21 protein-coding genes are annotated in these 24,624 nt (G+C 56.6%); 14 read left to right on the top strand and 7 right to left on the bottom strand.

All coding sequences use genetic code 11. The annotated features are described in order from the left end of the window. Positions 1–13: 13 nt before the first annotated feature. Both LRM19_RS00245 and LRM19_RS00250 read right to left on the bottom strand, forming a co-directional pair. Positions 14–1,798, bottom strand: a complete 1,785-nt coding sequence (locus LRM19_RS00245) for a diguanylate cyclase (RefSeq protein ID WP_271366839.1) — start codon at positions 1,796–1,798, stop codon at positions 14–16. 119 nt (positions 1,799–1,917) lie between these two features. Then, the gene (locus LRM19_RS00250) at positions 1,918–3,027 is read right to left on the bottom strand and encodes an AI-2E family transporter (RefSeq protein WP_271366841.1); all 1,110 of its coding nucleotides are present in this window, start codon (positions 3,025–3,027) and stop codon (positions 1,918–1,920) included. A 334-nt stretch (positions 3,028–3,361) separates the two neighbouring features. On the opposite strand from LRM19_RS00250, the gene mmuP reads away from it, so the two are divergent. From mmuP to tauD, 6 genes are all read left to right on the top strand, one after another. Then, positions 3,362–4,762, top strand: a complete 1,401-nt coding sequence (mmuP, locus tag LRM19_RS00255) for an S-methylmethionine permease (RefSeq protein WP_008503244.1) — start codon at positions 3,362–3,364, stop codon at positions 4,760–4,762. Then, entirely contained in the window at positions 4,749–5,681 is a 933-nt protein-coding gene (gene mmuM / locus LRM19_RS00260) for a homocysteine S-methyltransferase (protein ID WP_271366843.1), read from the top strand. Before mmuP ends, mmuM begins: the two co-directional genes overlap by 14 nt. A gap of 178 nt (positions 5,682–5,859) precedes the next feature. Further along, positions 5,860–6,822, top strand: coding sequence for a taurine ABC transporter substrate-binding protein (tauA, locus tag LRM19_RS00265; protein WP_271366844.1), 963 nt, complete (start codon positions 5,860–5,862; stop codon positions 6,820–6,822). A gap of 10 nt (positions 6,823–6,832) precedes the next feature. Further along, on the top strand, positions 6,833–7,600 hold the full coding sequence (gene tauB / locus LRM19_RS00270; RefSeq protein ID WP_111963460.1) for a taurine ABC transporter ATP-binding subunit: 768 nt from the start codon (positions 6,833–6,835) through the stop codon (positions 7,598–7,600). After that, positions 7,597–8,424: a taurine ABC transporter permease TauC gene (gene tauC / locus LRM19_RS00275; protein ID WP_271366847.1), complete on the top strand. Its 828-nt coding sequence runs from the start codon at positions 7,597–7,599 to the stop codon at positions 8,422–8,424. Before tauB ends, tauC begins: the two co-directional genes overlap by 4 nt. Beyond that, positions 8,421–9,272: a taurine dioxygenase gene (tauD, locus tag LRM19_RS00280; RefSeq protein ID WP_111963457.1), complete on the top strand. Its 852-nt coding sequence runs from the start codon at positions 8,421–8,423 to the stop codon at positions 9,270–9,272. Before tauC ends, tauD begins: the two co-directional genes overlap by 4 nt. 63 nt (positions 9,273–9,335) lie before the next feature. Here the strand turns inward: tauD and LRM19_RS00285 are convergent, their stop codons facing one another. Together LRM19_RS00285 and hemB are read right to left on the bottom strand one after the other, a co-directional pair. After that, on the bottom strand, positions 9,336–11,060 hold the full coding sequence (locus LRM19_RS00285; protein ID WP_271366848.1) for a lysophospholipid acyltransferase family protein: 1,725 nt from the start codon (positions 11,058–11,060) through the stop codon (positions 9,336–9,338). 127 nt (positions 11,061–11,187) lie between these two features. Further along, complete coding sequence (hemB, locus tag LRM19_RS00290) at positions 11,188–12,162, bottom strand: porphobilinogen synthase (protein WP_248172652.1); 975 nt, start codon at positions 12,160–12,162, stop codon at positions 11,188–11,190. Positions 12,163–12,614: 452 nt separating this feature from the next. Here hemB and LRM19_RS00295 point away from each other — a divergent pair, with 452 nt between their 5' ends. Both LRM19_RS00295 and LRM19_RS00300 read left to right on the top strand, forming a co-directional pair. Next, a complete protein-coding gene (locus LRM19_RS00295) occupies positions 12,615–15,389 on the top strand; it encodes an autotransporter outer membrane beta-barrel domain-containing protein (RefSeq protein WP_271366849.1) in 2,775 nt (924 codons plus the stop codon). Between the two features lie 93 nt (positions 15,390–15,482). Then, positions 15,483–16,106: a helix-turn-helix domain-containing protein gene (locus LRM19_RS00300; RefSeq protein ID WP_127729731.1), complete on the top strand. Its 624-nt coding sequence runs from the start codon at positions 15,483–15,485 to the stop codon at positions 16,104–16,106. 2 nt (positions 16,107–16,108) lie between these two features. Here the strand turns inward: LRM19_RS00300 and ampH are convergent, their stop codons facing one another. Further along, positions 16,109–17,269, bottom strand: a complete 1,161-nt coding sequence (gene ampH, locus LRM19_RS00305; protein WP_271366850.1) for a D-alanyl-D-alanine-carboxypeptidase/endopeptidase AmpH — start codon at positions 17,267–17,269, stop codon at positions 16,109–16,111. Positions 17,270–17,473: 204 nt separating this feature from the next. Here ampH and LRM19_RS00310 point away from each other — a divergent pair, with 204 nt between their 5' ends. The 3 genes from LRM19_RS00310 (at position 17,474) to LRM19_RS00320 (ending at position 20,455) form a co-directional block, all read left to right on the top strand. Then, positions 17,474–18,007: an isochorismatase family protein gene (locus LRM19_RS00310; RefSeq protein ID WP_115874321.1), complete on the top strand. Its 534-nt coding sequence runs from the start codon at positions 17,474–17,476 to the stop codon at positions 18,005–18,007. 115 nt (positions 18,008–18,122) lie between these two features. Next, entirely contained in the window at positions 18,123–19,343 is a 1,221-nt protein-coding gene (gene sbmA, locus LRM19_RS00315) for a peptide antibiotic transporter SbmA (protein ID WP_104949290.1), read from the top strand. Between the two features lie 14 nt (positions 19,344–19,357). Next, a complete protein-coding gene (locus tag LRM19_RS00320; RefSeq protein ID WP_271366852.1) occupies positions 19,358–20,455 on the top strand; it encodes a DUF1615 domain-containing protein in 1,098 nt (365 codons plus the stop codon). Here the strand turns inward: LRM19_RS00320 and LRM19_RS00325 are convergent. Then, on the bottom strand, positions 20,452–20,751 hold the full coding sequence (locus LRM19_RS00325) for a DUF2755 family protein (protein ID WP_008503287.1): 300 nt from the start codon (positions 20,749–20,751) through the stop codon (positions 20,452–20,454). The two genes, LRM19_RS00320 and LRM19_RS00325, sit on opposite strands and share 4 nt — an antisense overlap. Positions 20,752–20,998: 247 nt before the next feature. Between LRM19_RS00325 and LRM19_RS00330 the strand changes: the two genes are divergently transcribed. Beyond that, positions 20,999–21,235 (top strand): DUF2754 domain-containing protein, encoded by a 237-nt coding sequence (locus tag LRM19_RS00330; RefSeq protein ID WP_032646131.1) that lies wholly within the window; start codon positions 20,999–21,001, stop codon positions 21,233–21,235. Here LRM19_RS00330 and ddlA read toward each other — a convergent pair. Then, entirely contained in the window at positions 21,232–22,332 is a 1,101-nt protein-coding gene (gene ddlA, locus LRM19_RS00335; protein WP_271366854.1) for a D-alanine--D-alanine ligase, read from the bottom strand. The genes LRM19_RS00330 and ddlA overlap by 4 nt on opposite strands. Positions 22,333–22,435: 103 nt before the next feature. Between ddlA and LRM19_RS00340 the strand changes: the two genes are divergently transcribed. Together LRM19_RS00340 and LRM19_RS00345 are read left to right on the top strand one after the other, a co-directional pair. Further along, positions 22,436–23,119, top strand: coding sequence for an extensin-like domain-containing protein (locus LRM19_RS00340; RefSeq protein ID WP_271366855.1), 684 nt, complete (start codon positions 22,436–22,438; stop codon positions 23,117–23,119). 168 nt (positions 23,120–23,287) lie between these two features. Further along, positions 23,288–24,502, top strand: a complete 1,215-nt coding sequence (locus LRM19_RS00345; RefSeq protein WP_115874325.1) for a multidrug efflux MFS transporter — start codon at positions 23,288–23,290, stop codon at positions 24,500–24,502. Positions 24,503–24,624 lie beyond the last annotated feature (122 nt).

Raw genomic sequence — 24,624 nt, forward strand, 5'->3', positions numbered from 1 at the left:
GCGAGAATCAGCGTCAGCCCGCCTCCAGCATCCCAAAACTCACAATCCGCGCGCGTCCCAGCTCTTTTGCCCGGTATAGCGCCACATCCGCAGCGCGCAGCAGGTTGTCGGTCTGGGCATGTTGTGGGTAGCTGGCAATGCCAATCGACACGTCCACCGGCCCAATCTCGGTCAGCCCGTAGCGAATCGACAGCTCATGCACGCCGGTGTAAATCTTCTGCGCGCAGGCGTACGCTTCTGCTTCATCGGCACCGGAAAGCAGCACCAGAAACTCCTCGCCCCCGTAGCGGAATGCCAGCCCGTTATCATGTGCGGCCCGCTGAACAATTGACGCCACGCTTTTAATCACCAGGTCGCCCGCTTCATGGCCGAAACGGTCGTTGATGCTCTTGAAGTGGTCAATATCAATCATCATGCAGCTTAACGGTACGCCAGTGCGTATCGCCTGCGCCGTTTGGGTTTGCAGGGTATCTTCCAGATGATGACGGTTACGCAGGCCGGTGAGCGGGTCAAACAACGCTTTTTCCAGCAACGCGTCGCGCAGACGCTGGTTGGCCAGCGCCAGGCCGAGCGCCTCGGCCATCAGCTCCAGATACGCGCGAGAAGGGGCATTGTCCGCTGTGATATTCTGGAAGGAGAGCAGGCCAATGGCCTCGCCCTGAGCGATAAGCGGCACGCAAAGCGCGCTTTCCGCCTGTGATGCGGGAAGATGGTAGCAGGCAATATCCGGCTCGCCGTTCACCGGCGGGTGACTCTGCCCGCGACGCACGGCCCAGCACTCGTCCGGATGGAACGTCGTCTCTTCCCCAACCGGCGAGAGCCATTGCGCGACGCAGCGCATCTGCCACGGTTCGCGGTCAAGGACGTAGAGTCGGCCCGCGATCCCCGGCGCGATATTGGGAGCAAACAGCTCCGCCACGTTAATCACATCGTTAAAGTTCTCACACCCCTGCAGCCGCTGGGTCATGCGCGCCAGCAGCTCGCGGATGGCCCAGTCGGCATCGCGCTCTTTTTCCAGACGCTGCCGCGCCAGGCCGTTTTCACGAAAGATGCTGATGGCCTGTGCCATATCGCCTATCTCATCAATCTGGTTGAAATTGGGCGTTTCAACCGCGTAATCCTGGGATGCCAGACGGTGCACCACGTCGCTCAGGCGGACCACGGGGCGGAGCACGCGGCGTTTTAATATAAAGCCGAGCACAAACAGGAACAGCAGGGCGGTCAGGCCGACCGTCAGCTCAGAGGCGGTACGCAGCGCTTTCGATTTTTTTGTCGCCTCCTGAACGGCGGCTATGACGCGCTTATCGAGTATCTGGCGGAAGTGATCGAGTTGATTCTGCGCGCGCTCAAGCTCCTGCTCATAGGGCTGACCATAGAGCAAGGCTACGGCCTGGGCGTCTTCTCCGCGTTCAAGGCTGGCGAGGGCGGTTTGCTGTTCGTCCTGCAGCTCATCGACGATCTTTATTCCTTCATGCAGCAGGGCCAGTTCTTCATCCGATGCGCCATTATCCTGCAGCTTTTCCAGCCGAAGCTCGATGCGCTTCAGGCTGTTTTCTGCCTGGTTATATTCCTTGAGAGCCTGAGGATCTTTTTTGATGACGTACAGCCGTGCTAAATCAGACTGCGCCCAGATATCGGTTTCGATATCTTCCGTCAGCTGATCAAATTTCTGCCGTTGTTCAACGGCCTGGCGCTCAAGGGTATCTGCATTGGACGCCATCAGCATGATGATGCCGGAGGCGATGGTCAGGCAGACCGTGGCCCCATAGGCCCAGTTTGTTATCGTCGCGATTCGCACCAGATGATCCTTTTACGACATGAGTAGGATGGCGTTCTTCAAATTATAGAAAACGTCTGATTTAAGGCGAAAAAAAAGGCGGCTCAGTGCCGCCTGGTGTGGTCTTTATCGTCACGTCCTTACAAATCTGGAGGATTTTTTCCTTCTTCGATGAAGTCGGGGTCCAGCTCTTCGGCGTTACCTTCGTGATCGCGCCCTGAGAAGAGGTTCCAGCAGGCGATAAATAGCGCGGCAATGAGCGGCCCAATCACAAAGCCGTTAATGCCGTACAGCTCCATGCCGCCGAGGGTGGAGATCAGAATCAGGTAGTCCGGCATTTTGGTGTCTTTTCCGACCAGCAGCGGGCGCAGGATATTGTCCACCAGCCCGACGACGATCACGAAGAAGCCGACAATAAACAGCCCCTGCCAGATCTGGTGCGTGGCGAAGAGGAAGATTGCAGCGGGCACCCAGACAATCGCCGAGCCGATGGCGGGCACCAGGGAAAGGAAGGCCATCAGCGCGCCCCAGAGCACGCTGCCGTCAATACCGGCAATAGCAAACGCAATCCCGCCGAGTATGCCCTGAACAACCGCCACCGCCGCCGTACCTTTTACCGTGGCCCGCGACACACCGACGAATTTGGCGAACAGGTGCTGCTTGGCGAAATCAGACAGCGGCAGAGAGTCGAGGATCTGGCGCACCAGATACGGGCCGTCTTTCAGCAGGAAGAACAGCAGATAAAGCATAATGCCGAAGCTAATCGCAAAGCCAAACGTGCCTTTGCCGATCAGGAACGCGCTGCCGGCGAGATATTGCCCGCCCTGCAGGGCAACATCGGAGAGTTTTTTCTGGATCTGCGCCGCGTTGGTCAGGTTGTGATCCGCCAGGAAGCCGCTGGCCCAGTCAGGCAGGTGGTTAAAGATGCTCGCCACCACTTCCGGGAACTGGGTGTTGTTCTCCTGGAGCTTCGTGTAAACCACGTTCAGCTCAATGGCGAGCGAAGAGAGGATCACCATCAGCGGAATAAAGACGATCAGGCAGATAATACCGATGGTCAACAGCGAGGCCAGCCCGTTGCGATCCCCCAGCGCGGCGCGCAGCTTGTTTTTTACCGGATTGAAGATAACGGTCAGAATGGCGGCCCACAGAATGGCGGAGAAGTAGGGCGACAGCACGTCGAAGAAGGCCCAGGTGACGAGGGCGAGAATGAAAATAAAGAAAGCTTTAGTCAGTCCATTAAAGCGCATAGTGATTCCTGGTAACGAATAAGCAGTGTCGACTATAGAACTGATTGTGAGAATTACCAACCCTTGCGCCGGGCAGTGTTGCGGTATGACTCTGCTCTTCACGGATACCACTTTCGACTGACCGAAGTTCGCCTTTTCCCGCACCATGCTGTAAGTATCTGCTTGCGGAGGTGCTTATGGCCTGGCGTCCGATTCTCTATGTGATCCTCACAACCCACCCCAGACTCAGCGCGCGGCGCGCCCGTTTGCGTCTGGTCATCTAGCTTTTTATTAACAATCGCGGTATAACACACCTTCTTTGGATGTTTAGATGTCCATACGTATAGAAGGTAATATGCAAACACAACAAGAAAATGGGCAGCTTAAGCGCACCATGAAAACACGCCACCTGATTATGCTCTCGCTGGGTGGCGTGATTGGGACAGGGTTATTCTTCAATACCGGCTACATCATTTCCACGACCGGGGCAGCGGGCACGCTGCTGGCCTACCTGATAGGCGCGCTGGTGGTCTGGCTGGTGATGCAGTGTCTGGGCGAACTTTCCGTAGCGATGCCGGAAACCGGCGCGTTCCACGTCTATGCCGCTCGCTATCTTGGCCCGGCGACGGGCTACACCGTGGCATGGCTCTACTGGCTCACCTGGACGGTGGCGCTCGGCTCGAGCTTCACCGCCGCGGGTTTCTGCATGCAGTACTGGTTCCCGCAGGTGCCCGTCTGGGCGTGGTGCGTTGTCTTCTGCGTGGTGATTTTTGGCCTGAACGTCATCTCGACGCGCTTCTTTGCTGAAGGCGAATTCTGGTTCTCGCTGGTGAAAGTCATCACCATCATCGCCTTTATTATTCTGGGTGGCGCGGCGGTCTTTGGCTTTATCCCGATGCAGGATGGTTCACCCGCGCCGGGCTTAAGCAACATTACCGCCGAAGGCTGGTTCCCGCACGGCGGCCTGCCGATCCTGATGACCATGGTGGCGGTGAACTTTGCCTTCTCCGGGACCGAGCTCATCGGTATTGCGGCGGGGGAAACTGAAAATCCGCACAAGGTGATTCCGGTCGCGATCCGCACTACCATTGCGCGCCTCATTATCTTCTTTATCGGTACCGTGTTTGTGCTGGCGGCGCTGATCCCGATGCAGCAGGCGGGCGTGGAAAAGAGCCCGTTCGTGCTGGTGTTTGAAAAGGTCGGTATTCCTTACGCGGCGGATATTTTTAACTTCGTGATCCTGACGGCGATCCTTTCGGCGGCGAACTCCGGGCTGTATGCCTCCGGGCGCATGCTGTGGTCGCTCTCTAATGAGAAAACGCTGCCGCGCTGCTTTGCCCGGGTGAACAAAAACGGCGTGCCGCTGACGGCGCTCTCGGTTTCTATGCTCGGCGGCGTGCTGGCGCTGTTCTCAAGCGTGGTGGCGCCGGACACGGTGTTCGTGGCGCTCTCGGCAATTTCGGGCTTTGCGGTGGTGGCCGTCTGGATCAGCATCTGCGCGTCGCACTTCGTTTTCCGTCGTCGCCATCTGCAGTCCGGGCAGCCGCTCTCTGCGCTGCAGTACCGCGCGCCGTGGTATCCGCTGGTGCCGGTGCTCGGTTTTATCCTCTGCGTAGTGGCCTGTGTCGGCCTGTGGTTTGACCCAAGCCAGCGCATTGCCCTTTATTGCGGGATCCCGTTTGTCGCCCTGTGTTATGGTGCCTACTACCTGACCCGAAATATGACATCGCAGGAGCCTGAACATGTCGCAGAATAATCCGCTTACCGCCATCCTTGAAAAACAGCCGTTTGTGGTGCTGGATGGCGCGATGGCGACGGAGCTGGAAGCGCGCGGCTGTAACCTGGCAGACAGCCTCTGGTCTGCCAAAGTGCTGATGGAAAACCCGGAGCTTATCCGTGAAGTGCATCTTGATTATTACCGCGCGGGCGCGCAGGTGGCGATCACCGCCAGCTATCAGGCCACGCCTGCGGGCTTTGCGGCACGCGGTCTGGATGAGGCGCAGTCCCGGGCGCTGATTGGCAAAAGCGTGGAGCTGGCACGTAAGGCGCGTGAAGCGTATCTGGCTGAAAATCCGCATGCGGGCACGCTGCTGGTGGCGGGATCCGTTGGGCCATACGGCGCGTATCTGGCGGATGGCTCAGAGTATCGCGGCGACTACGTGCGCAGCGCTGAGGAGTTTACTGCCTTCCACCGCCCGCGAGTTGAAGCGCTGCTGGACGCGGGCGCTGACCTGCTGGCCTGCGAAACGCTGCCCTCGTTTGCCGAGATTAAGGCGCTGGCGGCGCTTCTGGCCGGGTATCCCCGCGCCCGGTCGTGGTTCTCCTTTACCCTGCGGGACAGCGAGCACCTGAGCGACGGTACGCCGCTGCGTGACGTGGTCAGCGTGCTGGCACACTCGCCGCACATTGTCGCATTGGGCATTAACTGTATCGCCTTGGAAAACACCACGGCCGCGCTGAAGCATCTGCAAAGCCTGACGCCGCTGCCGCTGGTGGTCTACCCGAACTCGGGCGAGCATTATGACGCGGTGACCAAAACCTGGCACCACCACGGTGAAGCCTGCGAGACGCTGGCGGGGTATCTGCCGCAGTGGCTGGAAGCCGGAGCGAAGCTGATTGGCGGATGCTGTCGCACCACGCCGAAGGATATTGCTGAGCTGAACGCGCAGCGCTGATGCCCTCACCCTGACCCTCTCCCACGGGGAGAGGGGAAAAAACGAACCGCACAAAACCAACTATCCTTTCCCGCTTTTTATCTAAAAACGAATCGTTATGAGCGATTCATTTTTATTCCTTTATCAAAATTCCCGCGTTGGAAATACTGCCCTCATAACAACAAGGGGAGCAGGCACTATGGCAATTTCATCGCGAATCACACTTCTCGGCGCACTGGCGCTGTGGGCATTTCAGGCGCAGGCGGTGGACGTCACCGTCGCGTATCAAACTTCTGCGGAACCGGCGAAAGTCGCGCAGGCGGACAACACCTTTGCCAAAGAGAGCGGCGCGAAAGTCGACTGGCGCAAGTTTGACAGCGGCGCGTCCGTGGTGCGTGCGCTAGCCTCCGGCGACGTGCAGATCGGCAATATCGGTTCCAGCCCGCTGGCGGTTGCGGCCAGCCAGCAGGTGCCGATTGAGGTGTTCCTGCTCGCCTCGCAGCTCGGTAACTCTGAAGCGCTGGTGGTGAAGAAAAACATCACCAAACCGGAAGACCTGATCGGCAAACGCATCGCCGTGCCGTTTATCTCCACCACCCACTACAGCCTGCTGGCGGCGCTGAAACACTGGGGCATCAAGCCGGGGCAGGTACAAATTATCAACCTCCAGCCGCCGGCGATTATCGCGGCCTGGCAGCGCGGCGACATTGACGGGGCCTATGTGTGGGCACCGGCCGTGAACGAGCTGGAAAAAGACGGCACTGTGCTGACCGACTCCGAAAAAGTGGGCCAGTGGGGGGCGCCAACTCTCGACGTGTGGGTCGTACGTAAAGACTTCGCCGAGAAACATCCTGAGGTGGTGAAAGCCTTCGCCAAAAGCGCGATTGATGCCCAGCAGCCGTACATCAGCAATCCTGATGAATGGCTGAAGCAGCCCGCTAACCTGGAAAAACTCTCCCGCCTGAGCGGCGTGCCGGAAGCGGACGTGCCGGGGCTGGTGAAGGGCAATACCTATCTGACCCCCGCGCAGCAGGTGCAGCAGCTGACCGGGCCGGTAAACAAAGCGATTGTTGATACCGCCACCTTCCTGAAAGAGCAGGGCAAAGTGCCCGCGGTGGCGACGGATTACAGCCAGTACGTAACCGATCTTTTTGTGAAATAAGGAGTCCGCCATGCTGAATATTACAAATCTGTCTGCTGATTACGGTGGTAAACCCGCGCTGGAGGATATCAACCTGACGCTGGACAGCGGTGAACTGCTGGTGGTGCTGGGTCCGTCCGGGTGCGGAAAAACCACGCTGCTCAATCTGATCGCCGGGTTTGTCCCTTATCAGCATGGCACCATTCAGCTGGAAGGCAAAAAGGTGGAAGGCCCCGGCGCCGAGCGCGGCGTGGTCTTCCAGAATGAAGGCCTGCTCCCGTGGCGCAACGTGCAGGAAAACGTGGCGTTTGGGCTACAGCTTGCGGGCATCAATCGTGAACAGCGGCTGGAAACGGCGCGGGCGATGCTGAAAAAAGTGGGGCTGGAAGGGGCGGAAAAACGCTTCATCTGGCAGCTTTCCGGCGGCCAGCGGCAGCGCGTAGGTATTGCCCGCGCGCTGGCGGCGAATCCGCAGCTGTTGCTGCTGGACGAGCCGTTCGGGGCGCTCGACGCCTTCACCCGCGAGCAGATGCAAACCCTGCTGCTGCGCCTGTGGCATGAGACGGGCAAGCAGGTGCTGTTGATTACCCACGATATCGAAGAGGCGGTGTTTATGGCGACGGAGCTGGTGCTGCTCTCGCCGGGGCCGGGCCGCGTGCTGGAGCGTTTGCCGCTGGATTTCGCCCGCCGCTACGTCGCCGGGGAACCCGTGCGCAGCATCAAATCCGATCCGCTGTTTATCGAACAGCGTGAGTACGTTTTAAGCCGCGTGTTTGAACAGCGGGAGGCTTTCTCATGAGCATCGTCTTCAGTGAAAAAACGCGCCGCACGCGTCTGGCGCTGCGCTGGCCTTTCTCACGTCAAATCACGTTGAGCGTCGGTACGCTGCTGATGCTGCTGGCGGTGTGGTGGGCAGTTGCTGCCCTGCAGTGGGTCAGCCCGCTGTTTCTGCCGCCGCCGGGACAGGTGCTGGCCAAACTCATTACCATCGCCGGGCCGCAGGGCTTTATGGATGCCACGCTCTGGCAGCACTTAGGTGCCAGCCTGGCGCGCATTCTGGTGGCGCTGCTGGCGGCGGTGATTATCGGCATTCCCGTGGGGATTGCGATGGGGCTGAGCTCGACGGTGCGAGGCATCCTCGACCCGCTGATTGAGCTTTACCGCCCGGTCCCGCCGCTTGCCTATCTGCCGCTGATGGTGATCTGGTTCGGCATCGGTGAAACGTCAAAAATCCTGCTGATTTATCTGGCGATTTTCGCCCCGGTGGCCATGTCGGCGCTGGCGGGCGTGAAGAGCGCCCAGCAGGTGCGGATCCGCGCGGCGCAGTCGCTGGGAGCCAGCCGCACGCAGGTGCTGCTGTTCGTGATTTTACCGGGCGCACTGCCGGAGATTTTAACCGGGCTGCGCATCGGCCTTGGCGTGGGCTGGTCTACGCTGGTAGCCGCAGAGCTTATTGCGGCCACGCGCGGCCTTGGCTTTATGGTGCAGTCGGCGGGGGAGTTCCTGGCGACTGACGTGGTGCTGGCTGGGATCGCGGTGATCGCCGCGATCGCCTTCGGATTAGAACTGGGGCTGCGCGCGTTACAGCGCCGTCTGACGCCCTGGCATGGAGAAATACAATGAGTGAACGTCTGACCATTACCCCGCTGGGGCCGTACATTGGCGCACAGGTATCGGGCCTGGATGTGACCCGTCCGCTGAGTGATAACCAGTTCGAGCAGCTATACCACGCGGTGCTGCGTCATCAGGTGGTATTCCTGCGCGAGCAGGCGATCACTCCGCAGCAGCAGCGCGCGCTGGCCCTGCGCTTTGGCGATCTGCATATTCACCCCGTCTATCCGCATGCGGAAGGGGTGGAGGAGATTATCGTCCTCGACACCCACAACGATAATCCGCCGGACAACGACAACTGGCATACCGACGTAACCTTTATCGAGACGCCGCCTGCGGGGGCGATACTGGCGGCGAAGCTGCTGCCGGATACGGGGGGCGATACGCTGTGGGCCAGCGGGATTGCGGCGTATGAGGCGCTGTCAGTGCCGTTCCGGACGCTGCTGAGCGGGCTGCGGGCGGAGCACGACTTCAAAAAATCGTTCCAGGAGTACAAGTACCGCAAGAGTGAAGAGGAGCATCAGCGCTGGCAGGAGGCGGTTGCGAAACATCCTCCGCTGCTGCACCCGGTGGTGCGGACCCATCCGGTCACGGGCAAGCAGGCGCTGTTTGTGAACGAAGGATTCACGACGCGCATTGTGGATGTGTCCGAGAAAGAGAGCGAGGCGCTGTTAGGTTTCCTGTTCGCGCATATCACCAAACCGGAGTTCCAGGTACGCTGGCGCTGGCAGGAGAATGACCTGGCGATCTGGGATAACCGCGTGACGCAGCACTACGCCAATGCGGACTATTTGCCGCAACGCCGGATTATGCAGCGGGCGACGATTTTGGGCGATAAGCCGTTTTACCGGGCGCCTTGATCCCCTTACCCTCTCCCCAAAGGGGCGAGGGGACTGCCCGGTGCGATTTTCACCCTCTCCCTTTTAGGGAGAGGGCTGGGGTGAGGGTATTAAATGCGCCTCAATATACCGCTGATAGCGGTTCGCCTTCAGATAACACAAATCCACCAGCACCAGCCCGTCAATACAGTTGTTGAACGCCGGGTCGCTGCCAAAATCAATAAACTGCACGCCGCCGGGCTCGCACAGCTCGGAATATTGCTTGTAGAGCGGCGGAATGCCGCACCCAAGATTGCCGAGCAGGGATTTCAGCTTTGTCAGATCGTCCACGTAATCCACGCCGCCAAACTGCGCGAGCACGTCCGGCAGCGATGCGGGATACGGCTGGCGCGAGGCGGCGAGCGGATGCGTCGCCGGGAACCACAGGCGATAAAATGCCACCAGCAGATCCCGCGCGGCAGGCGGTAAGCCGCCGGAAATGGAGACCGGGCCAAACAGATAGCGGTAGTGCGGATAACGCGCCAGATAGGCACCAATGCCGGACCATAAATAGTCCAGGCCGCGGCGTCCCCAGTAGCGTGGCTGGATAAAGCTGCGCCCCAGCTCAATGCCGTGCTCCAGCACGTCCTGCATTTTGTCGTCGTAGTGGAACAGACTATAGCTGTACAGCCCCTCAACGCCGCGTTTTTCGATCTGCATGGCCGTCGGCATAAAGCGATACGCCCCGACAATCTCCAGATCGTCCTCATCCCACAGGATCAGGTGCAGATAATCATCGTCGTAGCTGTCGGTGTCCCGGCGTTTGCCGCTCCCTTCCTCCACCGCGCGAAAGGCAATCTCGCGCAGGCGGCCCAGCTCGCGCAGCAGCGGGGCGTCTTCCTGGCCGTTTCGCTGCCAAAGATAGATGGTTTTACCGTCGCTGGTTTTTCCCAGGTTCTCGGCCTGCGCCAGCGCGCGTTTCAGTGTGGCCCGGTCTTCCGGACGGGCAATCGCGCACTGGGTTTTAAAGACCCCGGGCAATCCCTTGCCAAGACGCATCACGTGCTGACGGCACTGCTCGGCCATCTCACGCGACGAAAGGTTAGCGCTGTGCCAGTGATGCCACGTAATCTGCTGGCCGATTTTGATCGGCAGCTGGCTGTGGCGGCGGCGGAACATCTGCTGCATCAGCAGCAGCATCGACAGCGTCGGAGAGACCAGCGTGCTGGCATAAAAGAGCAGGCTGTTATGCGCCTGAATATGCACCGGCAGCAGCGGGGCGCGCAGCTTGCCGGCGAGTTTGATAAAGCCGGAGTGCCATTTCTTATCGCGAATGCCCTTGAGCGTAGGGCGGGAAACTTCTCCGGCCGGGAAGAAGATCAGCACGCCCGCGTTTTGCAGATGCTGTTCCATCTGCACCAGGGACGATTTCGCCGTCCTGCCGCCCATATTGTCCACCGGAATAAACAGCGAGCTGAGAGGCTCAAGGTGGGCCAGCATCCGGTTGGTCACGACTTTAACATCGCGCCGCACGCGGGAGACGGCGTACATCAGCGCCAGGCCGTCCAGCGTACCCGTCGGGTGGTTGGCAATGATGACCAGCGGGCCATGTTCGGGGATTTGTTCGAGATCGCGGGCGGAAACGGTGCAGAGAATATCAAGGTGCTCCAGAACCTGCTCCACCATATCCAGTCCTTTCAGGTGGCGGTGGGCTGCGGCAAATTGCTGAAATTCGTCTTCGTAGAACAGTCTTTTTAACAGACTTTTTTGCCAGGGGGCGGGCCTCGCCTGAGGCCAAAGATCGTCGAGAACGCTATCGAGGCTAAACATGGTTACTCCTCCTGCCGTCTTGCGAAGACAGTAGAAGGAGCAGATGTCGGTTGTATTGCAGTTTGGTGAAGATTAGCGCAGAGAACAGGCCGGGCCAGGCGAAGCCGCCACCCGGCGCTAAAGCGGATTAACGCAGAATTTTTTTCTCGGCCAGATCCAGCGCGAAGTAGCTGAAGATCAGATCCGCGCCCGCGCGTTTGATAGCGCCGAGGCTTTCCAGGACCACTTTCTCTTCGTCAATTGCACCCGCCAGCGCGGCGAATTTGATCATCGCGTACTCACCGCTGACCTGGTAAGCGCCCAGCGGCAGGTCGGTGCGCTCGCGGATGTCGCGCAGGATATCGAGATACGCGCCAGCCGGTTTCACCATCAGGCAGTCTGCGCCCTGGGCTTCATCGAGCAGGGATTCACGAATCGCTTCCCGACGGTTCAGCGGGTTCATCTGATAGGTTTTACGATCGCCTTTCAGCGCCGTTCCCGCCGCTTCGCGGAACGGGCCGTAGAAGGAGGAGGCAAATTTGGTGGAGTAAGACATGATGGCGGTGTCGGTGAAACCGGCCGCGTCCAGGGCCTGACGAATCGCCTGAACCTGTCCGTCCATTGCGGCAGATGGCGCGATGAAGTCCGCACCCGCAGCGGCCGCGACGACCGCCTGCTTGCCGAGGTTTAGCAGGGTAGCATCGTTATCCACGCCGTGATCGCACAGCACGCCGCAGTGGCCGTGAGAGGTATATTCACAGAAGCAGGTGTCGGACATCACCACCATTTCCGGCACGGTCTCTTTGCAGATGCGGGACATGCGGGCGACGAGGCCATCTTCTTTCCACGCGTCGCTGCCGGTCGCGTCAGTATGGTGGGAGATGCCGAAGGTCATCACCGAGCGGATACCCGCGTTGGCGATACGTTCGATCTCACGCGCCAGATATTTCTCCGGAATGCGCATTACGCCCGGCATGGCTTCGATGGCTTTGTAGTCATCGATCTCTTCTTCGACAAAAATCGGCAACACCAGATCGTTTAAGGTCAGGGTTGTCTCTTCAAACATAGCGCGCAGTGCAGGTGACTTGCGCAGGCGGCGGGGACGTGCAATTAAATCGGTCATGGTATGCCTGATGTTTGTGGAACAAAGAAGGCTAGTGTACCTCAAAGTGGCGACGGGTGTTTTACTAAAGTGGGCATTTTGCTTTTGCAAAATGCGGCAGGTGAGTTTGCCTGTTACCAATAATATATAATGCAGGTCACTATAACTCTGAAATAAGAATGAGATATTCGTGTTATTTCTATATGGTAATGAATGCATAATCAAAAATGATTTATTATTTTTATGGTGTTTTTTCGATTGATTTGGCCGTGCATTAACATTCTGTTTTTATAATATTTATTTTATGACGCCTTATGCTTTGTGGTCTGGATGTGTTTTTTGTCTGAATACGGACTTAATGGAAACATTCATTGAACCTTTTCGAAGTGAAACTGCATAATTCCCTCCGCAATTAAATATTGCAAATTCATTGATGGACAAACTTGCTTACGTCCCTGAGGAGGGATGACCCAATGCAAACATGGAAAAAGAAACTGGTTGTATCTCAACTTGCATTAGCCTGCACCCTGGCTATCGCTTCTCAGGCCAATGCGAAGGATATTTCTGGTACGACATATAATACCTTCGGATACGATAATACAGCGTCCAACCCCTGGTATTATGGTTATGCCGACTGGGATTACTCAGATGCCATCCACGATGGTGATATTTATCCTGTGATTAATAAAGCCACCGTGAATGGCGTTATTTCAACGTATTATCTTGATGATGGTATCAATGGTCGGGCAAATGCGTTGAGCATTTCCAACAGCACCATTCATGGCATGATCACTTCTGAATGTATGACCGCCTCGTGTGCTGATGGTATAGATACCGACGGCACGACCCATTCTCAGTACGATCGTTTTAGCCTGACCGTGGATAACTCTACGATCAACGATACCTATGAGCATTACGCTTATGACGTCGTAAATGGTCAGAGCACAGAAACGCATTATCTGGACACCTATGCTCTCGGTAACGCGATTACCCTGGATGTTGAATCGGATATTGTGATCCAGAATAACTCCCACGTTGCGGGGATTACGCTCACACAGGGGTATCAGGAACTGGATAATACCCCATACGACGGAGTTGAAGGCGTAGCCAACAGCAGCAAAGTCTTTACCGACACGCTAGTTGTGAAAGATTCGGTACTGACTTCCGGTGCGTACAGCGATTTAGGGACCAGCGGATTCTACGGTCAAAGCGCGAAGCCGAGCGACTACGGTGAAACCAGCGCGACAGCGGCAGATGATGCGGCGCTGATTGTGGCCGCCAGCGCGTCTGATAACGCGATGCAGACCACCGCCACGTTCGATCACTCCACCGTTACTGGCGATATTCTGTTCTCCAGCACCTTCGACAACAACTTCTTCCCGAACGGCGATCCGGCAACCGATACCACCGCAGACGGCATCTCTAACCCTACTACCAACGGCTGGGATGGCACCGATAAGCTGGATGTTACTCTCACCAACGGCAGCAAATGGGTCGGTGCAGCGCAGTCCAGCGTCGAGGCTATTGGCACGGCGCAGATGTATGGCCAGGGCTACAGCAACGTAGACTGGAGCACTCTGTCTCCTAACAGCATTTGGCCGGATTCCACCTATGACAGCAACGGACACGTTGCGGGCGAAGCGGTGTATCAGAGCGGTCTGTTTAACATCGCGCTGGATAACGGCTCCGAGTGGGATACCCGTAAGATGTCTAACATCGACACGCTGACGGTAAACAACCATTCTCAGGTCAATGTTGAAAGCTCTGGCCTGCTGGCGGATACCATCACTCTGACCAATGCTTCCTCATTGAATATCGGCGACAGCGGCGACGTAGCCACCGACCATCTGTATCTGGACAGCTATAGCCGTGCGGCACTGACGGAAGAAACGGCCGATCTTTATGCCAACACTATCACCGTGGATAACGGTGCAGAACTGGCGCTGGGGCTGGGCCAGGTTGATACGCACAATATGGTACTGACCGATGGCGGTGTGTTAAACGTTGCCAGCCGTGATTACGTGCTGAACAGCGATCTGAACAACGCTCGCTATATCACCAACGATAAGCGCAGCGCCGATTATGACTACGGCGTTGTGGCCATTAACTCTGACGGCCATCTGGCGGTGAACGGTGATGTTGCAGGCAACTACCAGGTCCGTATTGACGGCGCGACCGGAGCAGGTTCCGTTGCTGATTACAAAAACAAAGAGATTATTCGCGTTTATGACAATAACGCGGATACCACAGCCAGCTTCACTGCCGCAAACAGAGCCGATTTAGGTGCTTACACTTACCAGGCGCAGCAGCAGGTTGACTCCGTTGTCCTCCAGCAGAAAGCGCTGACCGACTACGCGAATATGGCGCTGAGCATTCCTTCTGCCAATACCAATATCTGGAATCTGCAGCAGGATACCGTAGGCTCGCGTCTGACAAACAGCCGTCACGGCCTGGCGGATAACGGCGGAGCGTGGGTGAGCTACTTCGGCGGCAACTTCGACGGTGACAGTGGCGTTATCAGCTACGATCAGGACGTGAGCGGTATTATGGTGGGTCTGGATACCCAGATTGACGGTAATAACGCGAAGTGGATCGTCGGTGGTGCGGCAGGTTTCGCGAAGGGTGATATCAGCGATCGTACCGGTCAGGTCGATCAGGACAGCCAGACGGCGATGATCTACGCGTCAGCGAAGTTTATGAACGACCTGTTCCTTGACAGCTCCCTGAGCTACACCCGCTTCAACAGCGATCTTTCCGCTAACATGAGCAACGGCCAGTATGTTGACGGTAATACCACCAGCGACGCTGTTGGTTTTGGGCTGAAGCTGGGCTATGACTGGAAACCAAACCTCTCTGGCTACGTTACGCCATATGCAGCCGTATCTGGCCTGTTCCAGTCTGGTGATGATTATCGTCTGAGCAATGACATGCGCATGGATGGGCAATCTTACGACAGCCTGCGTTATGAACTCGGTGTTGATACGGGTTACACCTTCAACTACGGCGGCGATCAGGCTCTGACCCCTTACTTCAAACTGGCCTATGTCTATGACGACGCCGATAACAATGCCGATATTAACGGCGACGGCATTGATAACGGCGTGAAAGGTTCAGCTGTTCGTGTTGGGCTGGGCACCCAGTTCAGCTTCACGAAGAACTTCAGTGCTTACACTGATGCCACTTATCTGGGCGGCGGTGACGTTGACCAGAACTGGGGCGCAAACCTTGGCGTGAAATATAACTGGTAATGCATAAAAGCGGGGGAGGGATGACCTCCCCACTTTTTCCAAAAGCAATAAAAATAATATTGAACCGACAAATACGGATGTTTTAAGGTCTGCATGAACGTTAATGCGAAACCGCTTTCTGAATTACGCCGGCTCGAACAGTGTTTAATATCGGCCAGTACTCCTTTTACATGTACGCCCCAACAATTAATAACGTCAGATGAATGGAATGAGCCTCGTACGATCGTATTACAAACCGGTGTTATTGAGGTCTACCGTTCCTCTGATGAGCTGCTGGTTGGAATTGCGACTGCTCCTTTTATTTTCGGTCTGTCGACGGTGATGATTCATCACTCTCAGGAATATAGGGTGATGGCAAAAACGGCCTGTACCGGTTTTTATTTGTCTACGGAAACCACCCGTCAACTCATTCAACAGAATTCACTCTGGAAAGAGGCCTTCTGCTGGTTATCGTGGATAAATTACATTCTTGAAAAACGCGATATGCAGCTGGTTGGCAATAACTCCTATCACCAGATCCGCGCGATGCTGTTAAATATGGCCGAGTGGGATGAAACGCTGCGTTCAAAAATCGGTGTGATGAATCATATTCAGCAAAGCACACGTATTTCACGTTCTGTTGTTGCCGAGGTTCTGGCCGCCCTGCGACAGGGAAACTATATCAATATGAGCCGGGGCAAGCTGGTCAGCATCAACCGCTTGCCCACGGAATATTAATATCAGTTGAACGCGGTAATAACCTGGGCCTTATTGGCGCTCAGCTCAGCCACCAGGTTATTAATCCCGTCACTCATATTGACGAAACGCGTATGCGGGGAGCGGGTGACCACCACAAATGCGCCCACGTTTGACTGCGGGATCATGGCCATATAGGTGATGAACCCACCACCGCCGCCGGTTTTCTGAATAATTCCCGGACGGCCATTTTTTGGCGCCATATAGACCCAGCCCATGCCGAGCGCATCGGCTTTACCCGGCACGTCCATCCCGATGACGCGGTGCAGCTGGGTACGCTGATAAATCAGGGTTTGCATACGATCGGCCTGGCTGCTGCGAGCGTAGAAATCCGAGGAAAGGAACTGCTGCATCCAGCGCATCATGTCGCCAGGCGTGGAATAGACCCCGCCGCTGCCCACGGCCGCGAGCGTGTTATTACAGGGGCTTGCGCCTTTCTCCGCCACCATCAGGCGACGGCATTGATCCGGGGACGGGGTAAAGGTGGTGTCTTTCATGCCCAGCGGACGGGTTATCTGCTCTTCAAACAGCTGCGTATAAGGTTTGCCAGCCGCCGTTGAAAGAGCGTCCGCCAGCAGGTCAAAGGCCAGGTTTGAATAAGAGGCCTGCGAACCCGGAGCCGCCTTCAGCGTGGCGGTACTCAGATAGCTCCAGCGCTGGTCGCGCGTTGGCCAGACAAATACGTCACGGTGCGCCGCCCCGCCCGGCTGCTCACGCGGCAGGGCGCTGGTGTGGGTGGCAAGGTTCACAAGCCGAATCGGCGTACCCTGATAGGTTGGAACCCGGGCGCCTGGAGGCGCGTATTTGCTGAGCGGGTCGTCGAGCTTCACCACGCCCTGGTCGAGCAGTTTCACCAGCATTTCGCTGGTCATCAGCTTGGTTAAGGACGCGATGCGGATAACGGAATCCAGCTGCGGATGAATGTTATTTCCCGGGCGCGTTTCGCCAAAGCTGCGGAACACGCGCTGGTTTCCGTCGATGACGACCATCGCCATTCCGGTCGCGCCGCTGCCGTAATAGATAAGGTTCGCGTAGCGATCGGCAATATCTGAAGCTAAAACGGGAGCCGTCAGCGGTTGGGCTGCCTGGGCGGTAGAAAAGCTCACCGCACACAGCGCGGCAAAAGAGAGCAGACAACGTTTCAACGAAAAGCATCCATGAAGTGAAATAGGAAAGTTATGGGTATTTATACTACTAAACGGTACCGCGCAATGCCCCGAATTGCATAACGATAGCGAGAAAAACGTAACCATGGGTAAATATGAACAATTTACTTACGAGCCATCTCCCATTTTGTGACATCGGGCTTATGATAGGCACCAGTGTCACTCAATCTTACGGAGAACGGTATGTCTGAGAAGCGTGTGGTTATGGTTGTCGATATGCAGAACGGGGTATTTGAAACCCCTCGTCATCAGCGCGAAAAGTGTGTTTCTCTGATCAACCAGCTTACGCAGGCTGCCGACAAGGTGATTTTTATTCAGCACACCGAGGCCGGGGGGCTGGAAGAGGGAAGTGAAGGGTTTGCGCTACTGCCTGAACTCCATCAGCCGGCTGACGCGCTTTACGTGACCAAAACGGCCTGTGATGCCTTCTACAACACCGGGCTTGAGACGCTGCTTCGTGACCAGGGCATTCGCGAGTTTGTCATCTGCGGCTGCGCCACCGATTACTGCGTTGATGCGACGATCAAGAACGGCGTTAGCCGGGGTTATCACATCACAGTTGCGGAAGATGCCCATACCACATCCAACCGCCCGGCTGCTGAAGCACAGATCCTGATTAACCATCACAACGACGTCTGGCGTAACTTCATTGCGCCAGCGAACCCTCTCGCAGTGAAACGCACCGAAACAATTCTCGAAAACTGGAAAGCGAACTAATAATCAACCCTCGGGTCTGACCTTTTTGCCTGAGCCGGGAGGCTGGCTTGGGCAGGTATTTCGTTTGGTAACATGTTGTGCACAGCAACAGCCATAACAACAAGAAGGAAGCATTATGTTTAAGTCTTTTTTCCCAAAGCCGGGGCCTTTTTTCCTGTCGGCATTTATTTGGGCACTGATCGCTGTCATTTTCTGGCAGGCGGGAGGGGGCGCATGGCTGACGCGCATCACGGGAGCGACAGGCGAGGTACCGATTAGCGCGGCGCGCTTCTGGTCGCTCAGCTACCTGCTGTTTTATGCCTACTACACGGTGTGCGTAGGGCTGTTTGCCCTTTTTTGGTTTGTCTATTCTCCGCACCGCTGGCAGTACTGGTCGATCCTCGGCACATCGCTGATTATCTTCGTCACCTGGTTTCTGGTGGAAGTGGGCGTGGCGGTTAACGCCTGGTATGCGCCGTTCTACGATCTGATCCAGACCGCGCTGAGCTCGCCGCATAAGGTGACCATCAATCAGTTCTACCATGAAGTTGGCGTCTTCCTTGGCATCGCCCTGATTGCGGTTATCATCGGCGTGATGAACAACTTCTTCGTCAGCCACTACGTTTTCCGCTGGCGTACCGCGATGAACGAACATTATATGGCGCACTGGCAGCACCTGCGCCATATCGAAGGTGCCGCACAGCGTGTGCAGGAAGACACCATGCGTTTTGCCTCCACGCTTGAAGACATGGGCGTCAGCTTTATCAACGCTATTATGACGCTGATTGCCTTCCTGCCGGTGCTGGTAACGCTCTCGGCGCATGTACCGGATTTGCCGATTGTCGGCCATATTCCGTATGGTCTGGTGATTGCCGCGATCGTCTGGTCGCTGATGGGGACGGGCCTGCTGGCGGTGGTGGGGATCAAACTGCCGGGGCTGGAGTTTAAAAATCAACGCGTCGAAGCCGCATACCGTAAAGAGCTGGTTTATGGCGAAGACGATGCCAACCGCGCCTCGCCGCCGACCGTCCGCGAGCTGTTTGGCGCCGTGCGTCGCAACTATTTCCGTCTCTACTTCCACTATATGTATTTCAACATCGCGCGTATTTTGTATCTGCAGGTGGATAACGTTTTCGGTTTGTTCCTGCTGTTTCCGTCCATTGTTGCGGGTACGATTACGCTCGGTCTGATGACGCAGATCACCAACGTTTTCGGTCAGGTTCGCGGGTCGTTCCAGTACCTGATCAGCTCCTGGACCACGCTGGTAGAACTGATGTCCATCTACAAACGTCTGCGCAGCTTTGAACGCGAGCTGGACGATCGTGACCTGCAGGAAGTCACCAACACATTTAGCTAATACAGGAAGTTGCTATGTCTTTTGCCGTACCGCGCGCGTTACCGTTGACCATTCTGGCCGCTTTTGTACTGGCAGGCTGTGCCGAAAAGGGGGCTGCTCCGCTCAAAAAGGGCGAGAAGCCCGTTGATGTGGCGAGCGTTGTGCGGCAGAAAATGCCCGCCAGCGTAAAGGATCGCAATGCGTGGGCAGACGCGCTGGCAAAAACCTTTGAAAGCCAAAAGATCGCGCCGACCGAGGAGAACATCTGTTCGGTGCTGGCGGTGGCGCAGCAGGAGTCAATGTACCAGTCAGATCCGGCTGTGCCGGGTCTGAACAAAATCGCCTGGAAAGAGATCGACCGCCGCGCGGAGTCCATGCATATCCCGGTGTTCCTCGTGCATACCGCGCTTAAAATCACCTCGCCGAACGGCAAAAGCTACAGCGAACGGCTGGATACGGTGAAAACCGAAAAACAGCTTAGCGCCATCTTTGATGATTTCATCAGCATGGTCCCAATGGGGCAGAAGCTGTTTGGTTCACTGAACCCGGTCCACACCGGTGGTCCGATGCAGGTGAGCATCGCGTTCGCGGAGAAGCACACCGACGGCTATCCGTGGAAAATCGACGGGACGGTGCGCCAGGAGGTCTTCTCCCTGCGCGGCGGACTGTGGTTCGGCACGTATCACCTGTTGAACTACACGGCGAACTACGATGAGCCGCTGTACCGCTTTGCCGACTTTAACGCCGGCTGGTATGCCAGCCGTAATGCGGCATTCCAGAGTGCGGTCAGCCGCGCAAGCGGCGTCAAGCTCGCGCTGGACGGCGATCTCATCGCTTACGGCAGCAGCGAGGCGGGGAGCACCGAGCTGGCCGTACGGAAACTTTCTACAACGCTGGGTCTGAGCAACAGCGACATTCGCCGTCAGCTTGAGAAAGGCGATAGTCTGGCCTTTGAGAAAACGGATCTGTACAAGAAGGTGTTTGCGCTCGCAGAGCAGAAAAGCGGGAAAACGTTACCGAGGGCTATCCTGCCGGGCATTCAGCTGGAAAGCCCGAAGATCACGCGTAACCTGACCACCGCGTGGTTCGCAAAACGCGTGGACGATCGTCGGGCTCGCTGTATGGGGCTTTAACGGCGACGGCGAAAGCGCAGCACTAATGCCACAACGCCCAGAATCATACATCCCGCGAGGAAGGGGATCAGGCCGAACAGGGTGCTGACGCCAAAGCCAATCTCAACTCGCGGGCGTCCGTTATCCTGCACCTGCATCAGGTGTTCATAAACGCCAGGCGCATGGACCAGCATATTGAGCAGCTGTGAGCCGGCCCAGAAGCAAAACAGGACAAACAGGGCATACGCGATATTACCCGCCGTAGAGGTTTTTGGTTTTCCGCCAAAAATCGGTTTCGACAATGTAAAGTCAGCCATGATGACCTCCGGATAAATCGCTCTGTTAATACGCTTCGTACAGGGTGAGTTTGACAGGTCATCGCATTTGTCAATATCAGAATCGTGGTAATTTACGCGCCGGAATCCTCCTGGATTGTTGATTTCTGCAGCACGTCACAATTTATTAACTTAAGTGAAATTGCGTCGCGTTTCAGAATTTCCGTATCTGCCACAGACCTGGCCGTAAAACTGTGAGAGGATGTCTTTTTTTCCTGCCGGAGTTGTTATGAAGCTCACGTCCAAACTACGCCGTGACTGGCACTACTACGCCTTCGCTATCGGGCTGATCTTTATTCTTAACGGTGTTGTGGGCCTGTTGGGGTTTGAAGCAAAAGGCTGGCAAACGTATGCCGTAGGGCTGGTGACCTGGGTCATTAGTTTCTGGCTGGCGGGGTTGATTATCCGCCGTCGCCCTGAAGAGACGACAGCGGATGAGGCTGAGTCGGCGAAGAGCGCCGATTAACCGTTTACGGAATTTTTAAGCGCGCTGTCGGCGGCGTGACGCTCCAGCGCCAGCTCGATCAGGCGGGTGATCAATTCCGGGTAGCTCAGGCCGCTCGCCTGCCACAGCTTCGGATACATGCTGATGTTAGTGAACCCCGGCAGCGTGTTAATTTCATTGATCACCACCTCGTTTTCCGCCGTCAGGAACACATCCACGCGCGCCATGCCGCAGCAGCCGAGCGTCTGATAAGCGCGAATGGCGATCGCCCGGATCTTATCGTTAACCGCCGGATCGAGATCCGCAGGCACGACAACCTGTGCGCCTTTATCATCAATGTATTTGGTGTCGTACGAGTAGAAGTCGCTGTTTAAGACCACTTCACCGCAGGTGCTCGCCTGGGGAAAATCGTTGCCCAGCACGGCGCACTCAATTTCACGACCTTTGATGCCCTGCTCAACCACCACTTTATGGTCGAACTCAAACGCCAGGCGGACGGCTTGCGTGAACTCAGCTTCGCTGGTCACTTTGCTGACGCCCACGGAGGAGCCCTGGTTTGCAGGCTTCACAAACAGCGGCAGACCCAGCTCTGCGCTGATTTGCATGAAGCTGTGTTTGTCGCGGTTGGCGCGGGTGAGCGTCACGAACGGCGCAATATTCAGCCCGGCATCGCGCAGCAGGCGTTTGGTGACGTCTTTGTCCATGCACGCGGCTGAGCCGAGGACGTCCGAGCCGACGAACGGCAGGTTGGCCATGCGCAGCATTCCCTGCAGGGAACCATCTTCGCCCAGGGTGCCGTGAACAATCGGGAAGACGACGTCGATCTGGGCGAGAGCCTGCGCATTGCCGGCGTCGATGAGCTGCCCTTTTACGACGCCGGGTACGGTGGCGACGCTAATTTCTGAAGGATTCAGGGCGATATGTGCCGGATCGTGGGCATTCAGCAGATACTGGCTGGCATCGTTAACGTGCCACTGGCCCTGTTTATTAATGCCCAGCAGCACCACGTCGAAACGGCTTTTATCGATCGCATCAACGATATTTTTGGCCGATTGCAATGACACTTCGTGTTCCGCTGATTTTCCCCCAAAGACAATACCTACGCGCTGCTTAGCCATCTCACTCTCTTCCAGTATGACGAAAAGCCAATAACATACCACGATGCCCGGCGGGTTTCGCGGCCTTCTGCCATAATGTTTTGGGGAATGTTGAGGGGGGAGTGTGAAAGGAAAAACGCTGCTGACCGTATTTATCATTTTGGCCATTGCAACGGTGGGTTACCGCTGGTTGCCGCCTTACTACAACCCTTTCATGCCGCTGACGCTTGACGACCCGCCGGGTCGAATCACCCAGTATAAGCTTCGGCGTTTAACCCCCGAGGCGTGCGCGAGCCTGCTCGCACAGGCTAATCAACGCGATCTCATCCGCACCCGGCCGGTGGCTGACAGCGGCGGCGCGTGTCCGCTTAATAACGTCGTGCGCGTGAGTGACTTCGGCCCGGTCGGGCTGAACAGCAGTTTTCTTGCCAGCTGCCCGCTGGCGCTCAGCTCAGCCCTCTTTATCAGCCAGCAGGCCCGGCCGCTGACAAAACGTTATACGGGCAGTGACCTGGCGCGTATCGACCACCTCGGCAGCTTTGCCTGCCGCAATATTTATCATCGCCCTGACGCGCGCCGCAGTGAACATGCCACGGCGGAGGCGCTGGATATCGCTGCTTTTCGTCTGGCGAACGGTGAACGCGTCACGGTGCTGAACGGCTGGAAGGCGGCCACCACGCAGCCCTGGCTGAAGGCCATGCTGGCGGCGAGCTGTGGGTACTACGGAAACGGACTGGGGCCGGAGTATAACGCGGCGCATGCCAACCATTTTCATCTGGGAATGCGCGGTTTTGGCCTCTGCCGTTGAAGCATAATATTCCGCCAGAAAATGGATGAATTGTGACTTATTTCACAAATATGATGACTGGGGAGATAAAACACCAAAGTCAGTCGGGCCGCATCTCTGGTGCGACGTTAATACGCGTAACTTGCTAATCTGTCGGCGAATTCGCCTAAAAATGAAGACTATTTCTTTATGGAATCCTGGAAAGTTAATCTCATCTCGGTTTGGTTCGGCTGCTTCTTTACCGGACTGGCCATCAGCCAGATTTTGCCGTTCCTGCCTCTGTACGTGTCGCAGCTGGGGGTGACCTCGCATGAAGCACTTTCCATGTGGTCCGGTCTGACGTTCAGCGTCACGTTTCTGGTTTCCGCCATTGTGTCACCGATGTGGGGCAGCCTGGCGGATCGGAAAGGCCGTAAGCTGATGCTTCTACGCGCTTCGCTCGGGATGGCGATCGCCATTCTGCTGCAGGCCTTCGCCACCAACGTCTGGCAGCTGTTCTTCCTGCGGGCGGTGATGGGGTTGACGTCCGGGTATATTCCAAACGCCATGGCGCTGGTCGCCTCTCAGGTGCCGCGCGAGCGTAGCGGCTGGGCGTTGAGTACGCTCTCCACGGCACAGATCAGCGGCGTCATCGGCGGTCCGCTGCTGGGCGGCTTTCTGGCGGACCACGTCGGGCTGCGCGCCGTATTTATCATCACCGCGATCCTGCTGGTGGTCAGTTTTCTGGTCACGCTCTTTCTTATCAAAGAGGGGGGCCGCCCGGTTATCAGTAAATCTGAACGCCTGAGCGGCAAGGCCGTCTTCGCCTCGCTGCCCTATCCGGGACTAATGATCAGCCTGTTTGTGACCACTATGGTTATCCAGCTTTGTAACGGTTCGGTCGGTCCGATTCTGGCGCTGTTTATCAAGTCGATGGAGCCGGAGAGCACAAATATCGCTTTTCTGAGCGGCATGATTGCCGCCGTGCCGGGCGTATCCGCCCTGATTTCCGCGCCGCGTCTGGGAAAACTGGGTGACAGGATCGGCACGGCGCGCATCCTGATGGCGACGCTGATCTTTGCGGTGGTGCTCTTCTTCGCGATGTCGTTTGTCACCTCTCCGCTTCAGCTTGGCATATTGCGATTTCTGCTCGGCTTTGCTGATGGCGCCATGTTGCCTGCGGTACAGACCCTGCTGGTCAAATATTCCAGCGACCAGGTGACGGGGCGTATTTTTGGATATAACCAATCGTTTATGTATCTGGGGAATGTTGCCGGCCCGCTTATTGGCGCATCCGTTTCTGCGATGGCCGGTTTTCGTTGGGTATTTGCGGCGACAGCGATTGTCGTTTTAATCAATATTATCCAGCTGGCTATTGCGCTGCGACGCCGCAGACAAATGGCGGAGGCCAAATCGGCGAAGTAACGATTTCACAGATGTATTATATATTCTTATGGTAGCCGCATTTTTATATAACAAAATGCGGCTACTTTTTATAGAAAAACGTTTCGCTCACGGCGCTGCCTCTTTATTTCCGTTCCTGTATC

It is taken from the genome of Enterobacter sp. PI-10, assembly GCF_027947695.1.
GTDB classification, from domain to species: Bacteria; Pseudomonadota; Gammaproteobacteria; order Enterobacterales; family Enterobacteriaceae; genus Enterobacter; species Enterobacter vonholyi.